Annotated in this window: 14 protein-coding genes and 1 pseudogene; 10 read left to right on the top strand and 5 right to left on the bottom strand. The window is 65.3% G+C overall.

Annotated elements, in window-relative coordinates:
* Positions 1–520 precede the first annotated feature (520 nt).
* The 4 genes from ACFQZ6_RS12705 to ACFQZ6_RS12690 all read left to right on the top strand — a co-directional run bounded on the left by ACFQZ6_RS12705 (position 521) and on the right by ACFQZ6_RS12690 (position 6,795).
* Positions 521–784, top strand: a complete 264-nt coding sequence (locus tag ACFQZ6_RS12705) for a hypothetical protein (RefSeq protein ID WP_381607751.1) — start codon at positions 521–523, stop codon at positions 782–784.
* A 524-nt stretch (positions 785–1,308) separates the two neighbouring features.
* On the top strand, positions 1,309–1,602 hold the full coding sequence (locus ACFQZ6_RS12700; protein ID WP_381607749.1) for a CU044_2847 family protein: 294 nt from the start codon (positions 1,309–1,311) through the stop codon (positions 1,600–1,602).
* 47 nt (positions 1,603–1,649) lie between these two features.
* Positions 1,650–5,762, top strand: coding sequence for a trypsin-like peptidase domain-containing protein (locus tag ACFQZ6_RS12695; protein WP_381607747.1), 4,113 nt, complete (start codon positions 1,650–1,652; stop codon positions 5,760–5,762).
* Between the two features lie 457 nt (positions 5,763–6,219).
* Positions 6,220–6,795 (top strand): HD domain-containing protein, encoded by a 576-nt coding sequence (locus tag ACFQZ6_RS12690; RefSeq protein WP_381607745.1) that lies wholly within the window; start codon positions 6,220–6,222, stop codon positions 6,793–6,795.
* On the opposite strand, the gene ACFQZ6_RS12685 is transcribed toward ACFQZ6_RS12690, so the two are convergent.
* Both ACFQZ6_RS12685 and ACFQZ6_RS12680 read right to left on the bottom strand, forming a co-directional pair.
* Entirely contained in the window at positions 6,783–7,250 is a 468-nt protein-coding gene (locus ACFQZ6_RS12685; RefSeq protein WP_381607743.1) for an NUDIX hydrolase, read from the bottom strand. The genes ACFQZ6_RS12690 and ACFQZ6_RS12685 overlap by 13 nt on opposite strands.
* Positions 7,237–8,010: a helix-turn-helix transcriptional regulator gene (locus ACFQZ6_RS12680; RefSeq protein ID WP_360213264.1), complete on the bottom strand. Its 774-nt coding sequence runs from the start codon at positions 8,008–8,010 to the stop codon at positions 7,237–7,239. The genes ACFQZ6_RS12685 and ACFQZ6_RS12680 overlap by 14 nt, the downstream gene beginning before the upstream one ends.
* A gap of 95 nt (positions 8,011–8,105) precedes the next feature.
* Between ACFQZ6_RS12680 and ACFQZ6_RS12675 the strand changes: the two genes are divergently transcribed.
* The 6 genes and pseudogenes from ACFQZ6_RS12675 (at position 8,106) to ACFQZ6_RS12650 (ending at position 13,376) form a co-directional block, all read left to right on the top strand.
* Positions 8,106–8,798: a haloacid dehalogenase-like hydrolase gene (locus ACFQZ6_RS12675; RefSeq protein WP_381607741.1), complete on the top strand. Its 693-nt coding sequence runs from the start codon at positions 8,106–8,108 to the stop codon at positions 8,796–8,798.
* 105 nt (positions 8,799–8,903) lie between these two features.
* Positions 8,904–9,806 (top strand): radical SAM protein, encoded by a 903-nt coding sequence (locus tag ACFQZ6_RS12670; protein WP_381607739.1) that lies wholly within the window; start codon positions 8,904–8,906, stop codon positions 9,804–9,806.
* A gap of 61 nt (positions 9,807–9,867) precedes the next feature.
* A complete protein-coding gene (locus ACFQZ6_RS12665) occupies positions 9,868–10,440 on the top strand; it encodes a hypothetical protein (protein ID WP_381607737.1) in 573 nt (190 codons plus the stop codon).
* Positions 10,358–11,020 (top strand): SAM-dependent methyltransferase, encoded by a 663-nt coding sequence (locus ACFQZ6_RS12660; protein ID WP_381607735.1) that lies wholly within the window; start codon positions 10,358–10,360, stop codon positions 11,018–11,020. The genes ACFQZ6_RS12665 and ACFQZ6_RS12660 overlap by 83 nt, the downstream gene beginning before the upstream one ends.
* An 11-nt stretch (positions 11,021–11,031) precedes the next feature.
* Positions 11,032–11,617: pseudogene (locus ACFQZ6_RS12655) on the top strand (class IV adenylate cyclase).
* 949 nt (positions 11,618–12,566) lie between these two features.
* Positions 12,567–13,376, top strand: a complete 810-nt coding sequence (locus ACFQZ6_RS12650) for a DUF317 domain-containing protein (protein WP_381618253.1) — start codon at positions 12,567–12,569, stop codon at positions 13,374–13,376.
* Positions 13,377–13,633: 257 nt separating this feature from the next.
* Here ACFQZ6_RS12650 and ACFQZ6_RS12645 read toward each other — a convergent pair whose 3' ends face one another.
* From ACFQZ6_RS12645 to ACFQZ6_RS12635, 3 genes are all read right to left on the bottom strand, one after another.
* Positions 13,634–14,020, bottom strand: a complete 387-nt coding sequence (locus tag ACFQZ6_RS12645) for a hypothetical protein (protein WP_381607733.1) — start codon at positions 14,018–14,020, stop codon at positions 13,634–13,636.
* A 107-nt stretch (positions 14,021–14,127) separates the two neighbouring features.
* A complete protein-coding gene (locus ACFQZ6_RS12640; RefSeq protein ID WP_381607732.1) occupies positions 14,128–15,858 on the bottom strand; it encodes a relaxase/mobilization nuclease domain-containing protein in 1,731 nt (576 codons plus the stop codon).
* Positions 15,855–16,193: a plasmid mobilization relaxosome protein MobC gene (locus ACFQZ6_RS12635; protein ID WP_381607730.1), complete on the bottom strand. Its 339-nt coding sequence runs from the start codon at positions 16,191–16,193 to the stop codon at positions 15,855–15,857. Before ACFQZ6_RS12635 ends, ACFQZ6_RS12640 begins: the two co-directional genes overlap by 4 nt.
* Between the last annotated feature and the right edge of the window lie 127 nt (positions 16,194–16,320).

Genomic DNA, 16,320 nt, shown 5'->3' with positions numbered 1-16,320 from the left:
CGAGGTGACCAAGCCCGAGGGCACAGAGGAGCCACCGCCCCCGGCGACGGTCTCGGCAGAGGACGACGAACAGCCCCCCACCGCCCCGTAGGTCACCCCACCCTGCCTCCTGCGACGAGGCGGGGTGACACGATTTCAGCATCTCACCGCCCAAATGCCCTGTATCGAGGCATAGTTCAGCGGCAGTGCGCTATGCTCGCGGAGTGTCCTGAGGAGCTGCGAACTCGCTTAGGACACCAAGCAAGATCGCTTCTCCGTTCTTGGCGGCGCCCGTATCTAAGAGTGCGGACCAGTCAGTGGGCGGGCTGTTGGGCGGGTTCCCTACAAAACTCACCCATCCGATGTCAGCCAGCCGTAGCGGTGTGTGATCTGTGCTTGCCAACTGATGCCTAGTTTTTGAAGTTTGATCCACGGCAGGGCTTGACCCTGTCGCCTGAGATCCCGGCGAACGTCGGCGCAGGGCTTCTCAGTTCGAACCACGACGATTTTGTTGTGGTCGAGCTGAGGAAGTGCCCTGCACATGAGCCCCCAGCTCGGCCACCTGAAACGGAAGGTACCGAGACCGTTGGACGGGGCCACGCTCACCATCCTCGCCATTTTCGGCGTTCTGGCGATTGCGCTGTACGGCCTGAAGGGCTTCGTGCACGCCCTCAAGGACTTCATTGATCAGCTGCCCGAGTTCTTCGCCTCCATCCGACGCGCCTGGGAGGCGTGGCAGGAGCTGAAGCGTGCCCGACGGGAGGCAGCCCAGCGTGAGGGATCGCAGTCCCACCCATCCGCGTAGGGCCGTCGCGGGCTCCTGTGGGCTCTCGGGCGCGGTGATCACGCTGGAGAACCACTTTAGTAGAGAGGCTGCGTGATCTACGGGCTGAGCTGCGGCTTCGCCGGCCGAGGAAGCGGGCGGCTACTCGACCGCGTGGCACCGGCGTTGACCGTGGCTGACCCTTGCATCTGGCACGGTTGTGGCACGAACCTCAGCCGACGACAGTCAGCCACGACGGTGGGTGCGCCGGCCGACCCGGCACGCGTGTGCCTCGCTGTACCCTCATCGGCCTGCACCACGCTGCAGTGCCGTCGACCAGAGCAAGCCACGACGGCAGTCACGCGATGACGGTGTCTGAGCCTCAGTTCGGGAAGCTTGGGTGCTCCAGTACGGGATGCCTAGCTGACCTGCGGCGTGCGCCTGCCGACGTTCATCCGCTGACCTCATATCTGACGCGGACAGAGCATCAAGCTCAGACGGGGACACTATGCTAGGCGCTCTGAGCGAGGGGGAGACTGTTGACTGCATCTCAAGTAGTTACTTACATGCTCGATGACGCCACCACTGTGCGATTCGAGATTGAGCCAACGAATGACTTCCAACCCGTGAGTGCAGATGGCGTTGCAGGTCGCGTCCAAGAGGCAGTGCGTCCTGCTGTCCAGGCGGCTCGCATAGTGATGCAAAAGGTGGCCGAAGTTGCACCGAGCGAAGTGCAGGTAAAGTTTGGGATCAAAGTAAACGGCACAACCAACTGGATCGTGGCAAAAACTGGCGTGGATGCCAATTTTGAAGTCACGCTGACTTGGAAGCCTGACGGCAGCAGTAGCGCAGCAGCATAGGTAGCGCTACATGTCCGGTCGAGCGTGACGCTAGACCGCAGGCAGCGATGTGGGTCGCAGCCATACACGCGTCAGAGGATGACCTGCGCCCTCTCGGATCAGGATTCGTCGCTGATGTTGATCGAGTCGTAACTTGCGCCCACGTTGTATTGCCCCTGTTGACCAGGGAAGATAAACCCTGGGTTGCATTCCCTAAGTCAGATCACATGGGACCTCGCAGAATTCGGGTTCGCGAGGTAATAACGCCACCGCAGCCCCAGATACAAGATGTTGCTATCCTGTATCTGGAGGAGGCTCTGCCTGACGACATGTCTGCCAGGTTGAGATGCCCCAGCGCTGGAGACCTGGTGGGCGGGGACTGGTGGTCTTTTGGTTTTCCCGACGGACAATGGATAGGTAATTCGTCCAGTGGTCTGATCGGCGAAGAGTTGAGTTACGGGTGGGTGCGCCTGGATACAGATTCGCGCTATCCCGTTCGCCCAGGGTATAGCGGGGCGGCGCTTTGGTCCCCTGACTACAATGCAGTAGTCGGCATGGTGGGACAAGCAAGCGGTGTAAGTGGCGATGCCTGCGCTATTTCACTAGCCCAAGTGGATCGATGTCTCCCTGAGCAAAAATTCCGAACCCTCAGCCAATGGAATATCGAAGCAGCAGGTGAGGCAGCACTTGCAGCCTGGGGTTGGAAGCTCGAAGAAGATCCCGAGGCAGGAAGACACTGGAAGCCGCGTGCACGCGGTGTAACTGTGGACACGGAACACGGCTACAGGTTCCGCGGCCGTGTAGCAGCGCTTACAAAGCTTATTCATTGGATCGGTGGGCGTTACGAGCGCCGAGCTGTCGTGGTCACTGGGTCACCCGGCGTCGGAAAGTCCGCTGTACTAGGCCGGATAGTCACGACAGCGGATGCGGCAATCGCCGCGTCCCTGCCATCTGAGGACGACGGTATACGGGCCCCCATCGGCTCCGTTGCCTGCGCTGTGCACGCCAAGGGAAAAACTGCTTTGGACGTGGCATGTGAGATTGCCCGAGCCGCGTCGGCTACTCTGCCGACGCAGATAGACGACCTCCCCGCTGCTCTACACAGTGCGCTAGTTTCCCGTCCGGGCAGAAACTTTAATATCGTTATCGATGCGCTAGACGAAACTGTAAGTGCGGAGCAAGCACGTATTACAGTTGCGCGAATTGTCCTTCCCCTTGTGGAGACTTGCTCGGACGTCGGGGTCCGCGTCCTTGTTGCCACTCGACCGCGTGACGACGAGGGCAACTTGTTGGACGTCTTCGGACCCGCTGCGGAAGTTATTAACCTTGATAGTTCTGAGTTCTTCGAGCAAGCGGACCTTGCGGCGTACGCGGAGGCCACACTACGTCTTCTAGGAGATGAGCGACCAGGAAATCCATACCTGGATCAGAAGGTAGCAAACCCTGTTGCTCTTCGGATTGCTGATCTTTCTGAAAGGAATTTTCTAGTAGCCGGACTCGTCGCCCGCACGCATGGCTTGTATGACGACGTTGCAATTAAGCCCGAGGACGTTTCCTTTACGCCAACAGTCGAAGCGGCTCTGAGGAACTACCTGCAAAGGCTTCCCGACGTTGGAGGGGTCAGGGCAGAAGTCGCACTTTCAGCTCTAGCGTACGCCGAAGCCCCCGGATTTCCTCTTGATTTGTGGAAAACAGCGGTGGCGGCGATAGCAGGTGTCGATCTGAGTATCGCGGCAGTGAAGAATTTCACCCGGTCATCCGCCGCTAATTTCTTGATCGAAACTAGCAATGTGGGCGAGGTGAGTCAGTATCGACTTTTTCATCAGGCATTGAACGATGCGCTGATTTCCCGTCGCCGTGATAAATCCTCGCGGGAAGAGGATGAGCGCGCCATTGCTAGGTCGTTCATGGCGGAGGGGCGATCTTTGCGATGGCAGAACTGCCCATCGTACCTTTTCAGGTCTCTCGCTGGCCACGCTCATCGGGGCGGAATTCTCGATGAGGTTCTTATGGATGACGAGTATCTGCTGCGGGGAGATCTGAGACGGCTCATTCCACTAGCAGATGGTGGAGCAAGCGAGGCTACTCGCCACCGCGCCCAACTTCTCAGAAAAGCGCCACAGGCGATTGGTGCCAATCCTGCTGAGCGTGTTTCTCTATTCAGTGTTACTGAACTGCAGGAGCGTCTAGGCAGTAATTTCAAGGAATACCGGGCAGACACTCCTTACAGAGCTGAATGGACCACGGTAGCGCCTAGATCAGAGGAGGTTACGCTCGAGTGTCATGCCGGCGGAGTCGGAGCGCTCTGCGCCGTTACGGCTGGGGGGCGCCAGCTCCTAGCAAGCGGTAGCCGTAATGGGAACCTCCGGTTGTCTGATCCTTCGAGTGGCGAAACGGTCAGGGTGCTAGAGGGCCATGCAGGTACTGTAATCGCACTTTGCAGTATTCAGACGGGAGGGCGAACCCTACTCGCAAGTATTGCGGATTCAGCGAGCCGAAGGGAAAACGAGGTATGGCTTTGGGATCCGACAACTGGTATCAAAATCCGTTCACTCAACAATGACTCCAGAGAAGCTGAAGACGCAGACGCTACTGACGCCTTTACGCTAAGAAGCGTTCGTGTTGGGGGCGAAGATATCCTCGCGATTGCACACTACAGTGGACGAATCTCGATTTGGCATCCATCGTCTGGGCGGCATCTCCGTACGGTTTCTTCCGTAAATTGGGCGGAGGCGATCTGTACGGCAACGCTGAAGGGGAGAGAATTTCTTGTATGCTCGGAATCTGGAGACATAAGTGTAATCGACCCCCGCTCTGGGAAAGTCGTGCGACGGCTGGGAATGTCGGATGAGGGTGAATTGAATGAAGACTACTACACCGACGAACAAGAGATAAACGCGATATGCCAAGTTGTCGTTGACGATATCCCATGTGTGGCAAGCGCTTCAACGCAAGGAGTGACTCTCCGCCGGCTAGACAACGGCAAGGCGACGCTGACAATCGAATCTCCCGACGACCCCGTTCGCGGGCTTTGTGTCGTAAGCGACGGAGAGTCGGATCTAATAGCAGGGTTTTGTGACGAAAATATTCTGCTTTGGAGTCCGAAAGATGGGCGATTGGTCCGTCGTTTGAAAGGGCACACCGAGGATGTTCTCGCCGTGTGCAGTGTTCAAGTCGGCCAGCGCTCCATGTTGGCGAGTAGCGGGATCGACAATTCGGTCCGCCTGTGGGATCCGAATGTGGCGATGGGGCACACACTCTCTGAGATCTCGCACGGGGTTTTCTCAGTTCAGAGCTTCTCACTTCGGTCGCGTCCTTCGGTATTGTCTTGTGATTACAATGGATCAATTCGCCTGTTGAGCGTAAAGACGGGAAACGTCGTACGTCGCGTCCGACGTGAGCCGCAAGGCGTCTTGTCAGCACTCTCTATCCAAGTGGCTGGCAGACAAGTGGTTTTGGCGGGTGGGTTTGATGGGGCTATTCGGATGCGCGAACCCCTTGCTGTAGGTGACTTTGTGCCGGTCTTTCACTCCCATACGTCACCGATCGTTGCAATGTGTCACGTTAATGTTTTCGATTGGTCCCTCGTTGTGAGTGCCGATCAGAGCGGACTTGTATGTGTCTGGGACCCGATTTCTAGAGAATGTGTACTTCGAGTCGAAGACTGGTACAAGGAGACCTACGATGTGTGCAGTCTGCTGTGCGAAGGAGAACCGCTTATTGCCTGCGCGGGTGAAAGCTTTGCTGGTGGTGCCCTTGCGCTAATGAACCCGGTGACGGGCGAGGTTGTGCGTAAGCTCGGCGCGCGGCCTGATAATGTTTTGTGTGTCGAGGCATTCGAAGTAAATGGCAGTTCGCTGTTGGTCACCGGAGGTAGGGATGCTTTGGTTCGCATTTGGGATCCATTGAGTAGTACCTCCGTCGCTACATTTGATGGGCATACGGACTGGGTCAGGGGTGTTGCTGTTTTTCACTCCAAGGGTAAAACGATTTTGGCCAGTGGGGGTGACGATAGAACTGTGCGACTCTGGGACCCACTTGAGCGTACGCGATTGATGGAGATCCCCGTTTATCATCCCGTCACGTCGATTTCTCAAGTTGGGCGGTCCCTTGTCGTGGGATCTAGCGCTGGCCTTCTGTCATTGTCGGTCGATCCGTACTGGCATGAACGGCGGCGATAAGCCTGATTTTGCGGTTTGCGAGTCGCACGTTGGATTGACAAGGCGGAGCGGGTTTGGCCGGTGGCCTGCCAGGTCTGGGGTCGAGCATGATCAGGGGGCCGTACGCTGGTCGGCAACTCGGGCAGGCTTTGGACCTGCCCGCAATGGGCACGAGTGGCCCCCTGGTCTTGCTCGACGCGGGACCCGGACCGGGGAGGTGGCTAAAGCCGTGGAGCCGACCGACCTCAGCCACGACGCACCCCCTTGACGTCAGGCGGCTGATTGGTGTGCGCGCGGCACGGGCGCCGGCCGGGCTGGAGCGGGGCGGAGACAGGAGCGCAGGCCCGGCCGGGGGCCGGGCCGCGTGCGGGGAGCGGAGCGAGCCGCCTTGAACCCGTGAAGGAAGTTGTTACTCAGTACGGGTCGGCTGTGCTTGAGGCGGAGGCGGACCAGGGCATGGGACGCGAACCTGGCGGGCATGGAGCCGTTCATGGACAAGGTGACGCTGGGGTGGGCACGGCGCATTGCGGAGGCGGAGCTCGGTGAGTCGTTGCCTCGGCGGTTGGTGCATAGTCAGGGCGTAGCCGCTAGGGCGGAGGAGCTAGGACGCCTCCTGGGTACTGACGCCAACCTGCTGAACGCGGCTGCCATCCTGCACGATGTGGGTTACGCGCCTCGCCTGGCGATCACAGGGTTTCATCCGCTGGACGGAGCGCGCTTCCTCCGGGACGAGCACGGTGCCGACGAGCGGTTGGCCCGGCTGGTGGCGAACCATTCGTTCGCGCTGCTGGAGGCGGAGGAACGCGGGTTGCGGGAGGCGCTGGCTACGGAGTTCCCGCTGCTGGACGATCCGCTGCTGGTGGATGCCCTCGTGTACTGCGACATGACGACGACCCCCGACGGCGGCCGGACGACCGCGCAGGACCGGGTCGCGGAGATCGTTGGTCGCTATGGCGCGGACAGCGTGGTCGGGCGGTTCATCCGGCGGGCGGCGCCGGAGATCTTTTCCTCCGTCGAGCGGGTTGAGGCTGCCTTGGCGGCTCAGCCCAGGTAGGGGTAGGTGCCAGCGAGGTAGTCCCCGATCTGCTGGCGCATACTCGGGTGGATGTCGTACTGGTCGAGGTCGGCGGGCTGGACGAAGCGGACGCCGTCGGCCTCGTCGTTGACCGTGGGCGCTCCGCCGACAGGGCGGCCGATGTACGTGTTTTCGTACTGCTGGCGGATCTCGCCGTCGGTGTAGGCGACGATGTGGTTCGGGTTGGTGTAGACGCCGAGGAAGCCGGTGACCTCGGCGATGATGCCGGTCTCTTCCAGGCACTCGCGTACGGCGCACTCGGCGGCGGTCTCGCCGATGTCCTGGGCTCCGCCGGGTAGTGCCCACTGGCCGGTGTCGCGGCGGCGCTGGAGGAGAATGGCGCCGGTCTCGTCGACGACGAGGAGGTTGCTGGCCGGGATGAGGGTGTTCGCCTTAGGGGCGGTCGGGTCGTTGTAGTACTCAGTCCTGCCCATGGTCGGCGGTCCTCTCCTGGTCGGGTACCCAAGGCCGCGCGGCGGCCCAGACGGCGTCGAAACTCTGAGCGTAGTTGTCGAACCACCCTGTGCCGTCAGCTCTTTTGAGGTGGAGGAGGGGGTTGGCGCTGGCCGGTTGCCCCCAGATGTGGGGGTTGACGAGCAGGTCGTCGTCGTAGCGGAACATGGATGTGTAGAGCGTGGTGTCGTGGAGCCGTACGGCACAGCCTGTCTCGCCGAGCAGGGGCCGGTAGTACGTCAGCGAGGCGCGGATCTTGGCGGCGAGGGTGTCGCCGATTCCCTCCTCGCGGCCCCGGAGGGCGACTGCCTGGCCGTCGGGGTCGCCGAAGCACAGGCGCACCCGCACGCCCTCGGCGGCGCGTTCGGAGAGCATCTTCGCGACGTGGGGGTTGGACTGGGCGAAGAAGGTGCCGGAGAAGACGAGGACGCTGATCTCGTTCCGGGCCTCTCGCAGCAGCGTGAGCCAGACGTCCCGGGGCACGCTGGCCCGGTTCTGGTAGGTGCTGACCAGCTCGGTGCCTAACCCGTCCCGCGGCGGGCCAGAGCGCTTGGACGGCTCAGGCCAGAGGAAGGTCTCTTCCACGCGCAGGTGCCGCGCGACACGGAAGCGGTGCCGGGCATGAGGGGTCCGCCCACCCAGCCACCGGCTCACCGTCTTGGGGTCCACCTCGCAGACCTCGGCGAGAGACTCCGGTGAGACACCCCGTTGGCCGAGCACTGTGCGCAGTCGGTCGTTCACGGCAGTCATCGAATCGGTGCGGTGCGTGATCGCGCAAGGACGTTTTGGGACGCGGTCGCTGAAGCGCGTCCCCGCTGACTGCCTACTCTGGCCCCATGGAGCTCATGGTCCTGTGGGACATCGACCACACCCTCATCGAGAACGCGGGGGTGAGCAAGGAGATCTACGCCGCTGCTTTCTCGGCCCTCGTGGGACGCGAGCCCATGGAGCCGGCGCGTACCGAGGGGCGTACGGATCGACTGATCATGCGCGACATGTTCGTCCGCGAAGGGCTGCCCGTGCCTGACTGGCATTCCATCGAGACCGCGCTCGCCCAGGCGGGCGAAGCGCGCCTGGGTGATCTACGCAGACGGGGCACCGCCCTGCCTGGTGTCCATGAAGTGCTGAAAGCCGCCTCCGCCCAGCGCAGGTGGGTCTCCTCTGTCCTGACCGGCAACATCGCCCCCAACGCCCGCGTGAAGCTGTCAGCGTTTGGCCTCGACTCGCTGCTGGACCTGCCGGTGGGCGCCTACGGAGCGGACGCCGAACTCCGTCCTCAGCTTGTCGCTGTCGCTCGCGAGCGCGCGCGGCGGCTGCGCGGCGTCGCGGCGGACGTGCCCACCGTCCTCGTGGGAGACACCCCCCGCGATGTGGAAGCCGCCCTGACCTCGGGCTCCGGGGTCGTTGCCGTCGCGTCGGGCATCCACGGACCGGAGGAACTGGCCGCCGCTGGCGCTGCTGAAGTCCTGCCCGACTTGTCGGACACGAAGCGCGTGCTGGGCATTCTGGAGTCCTTCGCGGGTCGCTGAAAACGTCCCAGGACGTCCCAGGACCGTCCCTGAACGCGGTGACGAGGTCCCGGGCCACGAAGCCACCATCGGAGTTCCAACAGGCAGCCAGCCAAAGGAGCCGATGTGATCGGGGAAGTCACCGGGATCAAGAAGATCCGGATGCTGTACCTGCAGCTGCTCTACCGCTGCAACTTCACGTGCCTGCACTGCTTCCACGGCAAACGACTCCAGTACGCCGACGCCTTCACCGCCGAGGAAGCGGCCAGCCTCCTCACCTTGATGCGGGACGAGTACGGCACGGAGGCCGTGACCCTGCTCGGCGGAGAGCCGTTCCTTCACCGGGACCTCGCCCAGGTCGTCCGCCACGCCAAGGAGGAGCTGGGCCAGCGCGTCGAGATCTGCACCAACGGTTACCGGATCGAACGCCGACTGACCGAGGTCTCCCCGTACCTGGACCTGCTCAGGGTCTCGCTGGAGGGCGTCGGATCGACCAACGACGGCATCCGCCGACAGGGCAGCTACCACAGCGCCCTCAACTCGCTCAGTCTGGCCCGGGACCTCGGCGTTCCGACGGGCGCGACCATGACCGTCACCTCGCGCAACATCGGCGAGGTCCTCCCCCTCGCGGGCGTCCTGGCGCAGCTCGGGGTCCGGCAGCTCAAGCTCCACCACCTTCGGCCGGTCGGTAACGCCGCCGACCACCCCGAACTCCTGGTCACCGAACCCTCCGCCTACGTCCGGCTCCGCGAAGAGCTGGCCTCGGCCGACCTGCCCCTGGAGGTGATCGTCGACGAGGACCTCTCCGAGCACGGCGCCCCCCAGGTCTGCGCACCGTCGGGCGGGCCACGCGAGATCGACCGCATCGAGGCCGACCCGCGCGGCGCGCTGACCATGTCCTGCAAGGCCGTGGGCAAGGACTCCCACGCCTTCTGGTACGAGAAGGCGGCCGGACGCATCGTCCACAAGCCCTCGTCCGCCGACGAGCTCACCCTCGCGGTACCAGACGTGGTGTACGCCCGTGCCTGATCACCCGCGCTTTGAGAGCCTGGAGGGCTTACGGGGCACCGGCAAGTCCACCCTGGCGCCGATGCTCGCCGCTGCCCGTCAAGCCGTCCTCGTCCCCACCGTCCCGGCCCTCTACCAGCCCGTCAGGCAGGCGGTGGACGCGCGGACGAACGTAGAAGCACGGATGTGCCTGTACCTCTCCGCGCTGTTCACCGCAGCCGAGGAGATCCAGCGCCACCTCGACGCTGGCGTCTCGGTCGTGGTCGAGAGCTACTTCGCCCGGTGCCTCGCCAACCACCGCGCCTTGGGCGCCCGGCTCGGCGTCACGCTGCCGCGGTGGATACCGACACCCGTCACCTACCACCTTGTCTGCGCCGACGACGAACGACAGCGCCGCCTCGTCAGCCGGAACAAGCCCCTCTCGCGGTGGGACGCGCTGATCGAGACCGTCACGGACCGGGTGACGGACGCCTACCTCTCCTTCCCGATGCATCGCATCGACACCAGTGGGCGCAGTCCTGACGAGGTCCTCCGCGTGATCATGGACACCGATACGCAAGGAGCCCACTCCCATGCAGACACAGAGCCTGTGGGAGCACACCCTCACCTTCTTCCCCCAGTTCCTCGCCACTCTGCGGGAACGCGTCGCACCTGACGCCACCGTCGCGGTCGTCGGCGCGAGCGACGGCAAGTTCGTCCTGCCCTTGGCCGCCGCCGGTTACCACGTCGTCGCCATCGAGCGTGACGAGGTCGCCGTCCACGGAGGCGACGTCCATCTCCCGGGTGACAGCCAGGCACACGCGTTGGGTCTGGTCGATCGGCTGAAGCTCGAAGAACTCCAGGACCGCGTGCAGGTCGTTGAGAACGACTTCCTCGACGGCGAGCCGATGGGCCCGTATTGCGAGGCGGTCTGGACGAGCTGCTCGTGGCACTACAGTGCCAACCACCACCGCCCGCTCGCCGAGTTCGTCGACCGTATGCAGCGCCTGGTCCGCCCGGGCGGCGTGTTCGGCGCGGAGTTCATGATGCCCGTCGAAAGACGCCACCACGTGATCGAGCACTACACCTCCCCAGAGCGCCTGCGCCATCACTTCCTCGGCGACTGGGAGGTCGTGCTCACCCTGCGGACGAACGAGTTCATCGAGCGCCCCCACGTCGGCCAGCCGCACGACCACACGCACCGCATGGGCCTGCTTGTGGCGGCCCGAGCGTCTACCGTCACCGACCACTTCTGAAAGAAGGCCCCATGAAGCACGAGTACGAGGCGAAGTTCCTGGCCGTCGACACCGCCAGCCTCCAGGCCAAGCTGACCGCCCTCGGCGCCGTCCAGGCGTTCCCCCGCACACTCCTCACCCGCAAGATCTTCGAGAACGACTCCCTGGACGGCGGCCTGGCTCCGTCTGCGCGACGAGGGCACCCGCTCGACGCTCACACTCAAGCAGGTCACCGACGCCACGACGATCGACGGCACCAAGGAGATCGAGACCGAGGTCGCCGACCTGCACGCCATGGCCGACATCCTGCGCCGGGTCGGCCTCACCGAGGTCCGCTATCAGGAGAACTACCGCGAGGAGTGGCGCCTGGGCGAGGTCGCGTTCGACTTCGACACCTGGCCCGACCTCCCCACCTTCCTGGAGATCGAGGGGCCCGACGAGGCATCGGTCCGCCAGGCCGCCGCGCTGCTGGACCTCGACTACTCCGAAGCCCGGTTCGGCAGCGTCGACGAGATCTACAAGAGCGAGTCCGGCCGCGACATCCTCGCCGAACCCACCCTCCTGTTCTCCGACGCCGAGAAGCAGGAGACCACCTCCCCGACGGCGCAGAGCCGTTGACCGCGGAGGTGGACGAGCAGTGCTGACGGAAGTCGCCTTACAGCACAGGGTGATCCCCGGGATAGCCGAGTTCGCCCGCGGAGGACTGCCCGCTCCTGCGGCCACCGACGACGGAAACGCGTGGGTCGACGGACTCTGCTGGCTCTACTGCGGGCAGCGGTGGACGCGCGTCCTGTGGATCGGCCCCGCCAGAGTCGCCGGTGCCCAGGCGCCGATGTACGCGTGCGGCCCCTGCATCCGCGTGCTGCAGGAGCGGGTCTGGCAGTCCCTCCTCAGTGAGGACCACCCGGACCACCCCGCCCGGCCGAGCGATGCCCCCGCGGTGGGACAGCCGCCCTCCGGCAGGAGGACCGGCAGGCATCGAGGCCAGCGCAAGTTTCTCCGCCGAGGTTAAGCCCCCGTCCTGGTCACGCAGGTGCCCGCTGTCCCCCGCAGCGTGAGCCCCGTGACCAGGGCGGGCCTTGGCTTGGGGCGGGGGTGGCTGAGTTCACCACTGCCGTCGTCCTAGCGGAGGCCGTGGCTTCGGAGTATCGCCGTGTGGGTCTCAGTTCGCCGGAGGCAGACAGCAAAGGTCCACGAATGACTGGCCAACGCCGCAGCGGCATGTGAACCTAGACGACCTCCTTGCAAAGCAGCAGGTCATAGAGGTGATTGCCTGGGGCGGTGGCGTCCGCAGGCTCTGGCTTCACCACCACTGTCGAAGCCCTGCGGCTGCGTGATTGGCTGCTCGGCCCAGGACCCGGGTCACGCTCGTGGTGTTACCGGTGGCGCCGAGGTACGTGGCTACCGGATGTCCCTCGACACCGAGACGACAGCCGACGTTGATGGCATGGCGCGGTCACATAGCTAACCCTCCGCCGTTCGAGACTGCGGAGCAGCCAACCCAGCACACCGGTCCAGCCTTGGGCACCGCTAACGGCATCAAGATCTTCAAGCCCTGGGAGGGCAACTGCATTCCGACTTCCTGTCCGGTCCACCTGCCCCGGCCGATGTCCCGTCCGCGTACTGGGTCGGTCCCCGGCACCTGGCCGGTGACGACGCACGCCAGTACGACTCCGTTGCCGACGCACTCGCTGGCCTCGGCTGGACGAGCTTGACGATCGTCCGCGGGCGACGGGAGCTGAGCGAGGTGCCGGAGGACCGTGAAGTGGTGCGTAGCACCGTCCTGCACATCAGCCCCGACACCCTGCGGTGGGCGCAGTGGGTCCTGCCGGATGAGCCGTTCCACCTGGGGGACCTGCCGATCGCCTGGCACGTGTCCGCTCGTACGGACCTGAGCAGTCCGCTCGCTCATTGGTCGGCCTATTTCACCCCCGATGTCCCGGGGGAGGTCCTCGCCGACTTCCTTGCCGCGCTCGACGCCCGCGATCAGCCCACCATGCCGTGCGGCGGCCCAGAGCTGGTCCTCGACGCCGTTACGGCCCACGGCTGGCTCCGTGACATCGACCAGCCCGGCACGGGAGCGGTGGATCCGACGTTCGCCTCCCACATCCGCCTCGGTGAGGTGCCGCCCCTCATCCAGGATGACGATCCACAGGCCCTGGTGACTGAGACGGACGGGACGGCCCTGGCCGGGTGGCAGGCGTGGGCCGAGCCAGTGCTCGGCGGGGGCTACCTGTGGGCGGCTTCGTTCAGCAGCAGCGTGCCGCACGACCTTGTCGCCGCATTCACCGACTCCCTCGGTTCCAGCGCACCGGTGCTGCGCCGGGTGCTGCCGGAGAGCACACGTGACAGGCTCCTGCGCGCCCCAGCCAGCTGAGGGCCATCCAAAGCAATGAAGCCGGGCCTCCCCGCGGGGGAGGCCCGGCTTCATACTGCTCGGCCGTGGCTGGCGTCCTTGCGGCGACACGGTCTGGGGCTGCTGGGGGCGGTCCGCCCCCGCCACTATGGGTGGGTTCGGCGCGCCGAGTCCTACCGGCTATCGCTTGGAACGCACGCGCCTATGTGCCAGATGTCGAACCTGTGTTGTAAGCCGGTCACTAGCACGGTGGGAACGCGGTGACGCGGGGCCCAGGGTCAGAAGGTGTACGGGGTGAAGGGGCGAACCGGCCCTGTGATGAGGCGGAGCAGTCGGTCGAGCTCGGTCCGGTCGTCCTTGTTCATGAGCTGGACGGCGTTGCCGAGTGTCTTCTTGGTGAGTTGTTCCATGAACGGGGCGAGGAAGCGCTGCAGAGCCTCCGGTGCTTCGCAGCCCGTGCGCAGGTACTCCTGATAGCGGGTGAACTGTTCATTCATTTCTTCGAACTCGGCTCGGGTGGCGGTGAAGGCAAGGGCCTGTTCTTCCTTGCTGAACGGGCGTCCGTCGCGGTGGGTCCATGTGTTGGTGTCACGGCGGCGCTTGAAGTCGGCGTCGCAGAGCAGAGCGACGATCTCGGGGCGGGGCCGGGCCTCGGTTTCTGGCATACAGGTGCTCCTCAGGGGAGTCGGGGTGGGTGCAGGCATCAATGGTCCGGAGGATCGCCGGTTTGGCCAACCGGCGATCGTCGGCTATGTTCCGCCCGCCTTGCCGGTCAGCGCCGACGGCTGGAGTCGTTCACGGCGCTGGGCGCCGACTGTGCGCTGGGCGCCGAAGGTGGGGTCCGACGGTGGCTTCGGGCCGATGCATCGTGAGGACTTGCGGGCAGGTGGGCGCTGCGGCGTAGGCGCCAGACGAGGACGTCGCTGACGGACGTGGCGGTGTCGAGTTCGCGTCGTCGGGTGGCGTCGGCAAGCAGGGCAGCCGGGTAGTGACCGGCCCTTTGGACGTCGTCGAGGGTGGCGGCCAGGGCGGGCCAGCCAGGCTCGGCCCGGATCCGTTCGGCCAGCTCCGGCAGCACCTGGTGCAGAAGACCGGCGTGCCGCTGGCGGACACGCGGGGCCAGGCGCTGGCCTCGCTGGCTGAGGATAGCCATGGGGTGGGCTGCGGCGGCCTGGTAGGCGGCACGCAGGTGCTCGGCGGCTTGCCGGGCGGCGGCGGCCTGCTGGCCGTGGTGCCTCTTGGCGTGCCAGGTCGCCGCCGCGACGGCGAGGAAGAAGGCCATGTCGATGAGCATGGCGGTGGTGGCGCCGTCCTCGCCGCGGCCGAGGGCGGGCCCGCTGTGGACGAGGTCGCGGGCGGCCTGGCGCAGGGCGCGGTCGTGCCCGCGTACGGCCTTCACATGGGAGCGGCTGGCCCGCTCGAACCCGAACGCCGCCTCACGCAGTTCGGCGCGGGTGTGGGCGGCGGAAGTCTTGGCGAGCGCGTCTAGCACCTCCCCCGCCGCGGCGATGTGGGCTGCTGCCGCGCCGTCGTCGCCGTGGTCGATGACCAGCAGGGCCTGCCAGGTGGCGGCGGTGGCCCGGCGCCGCGCGAACGCAGGCCCTGCCACGTCCGGCAGGGCGGGCGCCTCCGGGCAAGAGCCGTCCGCCGAGGCAGCAGCCTGCGCGGGAAGGATCCAGCGTTCCCGGATGCGGGGCAGGGACAGGTCAGGGGCGAGCGTGGAGCCCGCGTAGAACACCGGTTCCCTCTCACCGTTGCGGTCGTCGGCCAGCGCGACCTTGTAGCCGAGCAGGTCACCAGAAGGGGCGATCCGCTTGCGGATCAGTACACCGGCGGCGGCCAGCCGGTCGAAGAACTCCTCCTCGCTTGCCGAACCGGCCACCGCATGGCGTACGGTCTGGCGCAGTTCCTCGCGCGCGGGGCGCTGTCTGCCCTGCCGTTCGGCTTTGTGCCGCTCCGCACTGGTGGCCCGCTTCGCGGCGGTGCCATCGCCTGGTGCGACGCGGCGCAGGCCGTAGTCGGCCTCGATGGCGCGGGCCTCGGCTTGGGCGCGGCGGGCCTCGTTGTGCAGGCGGGGCCGTCGGCCGTCGTCGCGGACCAGAGTGGCGATGATGTGGATGTGGTCGTCAGCGTGCCGGACGGCGGCCCACCGGCACGCGGCATCGTCGCCGTCGGGAGCGATGCCGGTGGCGGCGACCATGCGACGGGCGATGGCCGCCCAGTCCTCGTCTGTCAGGACCGGATCCTCCGGGCTGGCTCGCACGGACAGGTGCCACACGTGCTTCTTGGGGCGTCGGCCGTCGGACAGGGCGTTGACGGGCTGGTCGAGCAGCCGCTGAAGCTGCCCGTAGGTGGCCTGCGGGTCGCGGCCGGGGTCGGGGGTGAGCGGGTCGAAGGCGGCTACCAGGTGCGGGTCGGTGTGTTCCTCATGGGTGCCGGGGCCGTACAGGTAGCGGATCAGCCCGTACGTCTTGCTGCCGCGCTTGTGGATGCTGGGGATCACGCGGCGCCGCCGTCCCGGTGGGCGAGCAGAGCGTCGGCGGCGTCCTCCATCCGGCAGGCCGCGCTACGGACAGCCTGGGCCGCTGCGTTCAGGTGGGGTGCGTCGGCACCGGAGTTGAGGGCCCTGGCGACCTGGTTGAACAGGCCGTGCATGCGGCCCAGGTTTCGGCGGGCAGCGAACAGCTCCTCGATGACTTCCCGTTCGGTGGCGATCTCGGCGGCGGTGCGGGTCAGGTCGCGGGCGGCCTTGTCGACGGCGTAGGCGAGGAAGGCGGCGTTGGTCATCTGGCAGTGGGCGGCTGCGTCGGTGAAGCGTTTGTACTCGGCGTCGTTCATGCGGCAGCTGGGCTGGTGAAGGCGCTTGTGCTTCTTCGGCTGTCGGGCGCGCTGACGCCGCCGCGCAAGGGCCTCGGCTGGCCGTCCCTCTCCTGGCTGCGGTCCGCCCTCGGTCGCTGCCTGCCGG

This window comes from Streptomyces flavalbus, from assembly GCF_042674625.1.
Taxonomy (GTDB): Bacteria; Actinomycetota; Actinomycetes; order Streptomycetales; family Streptomycetaceae; genus Streptomyces; species Streptomyces flavalbus.
Note: the sequence above shows the minus strand (reverse complement) of the source record. Positions and strands in the feature narration are given on the sequence as shown.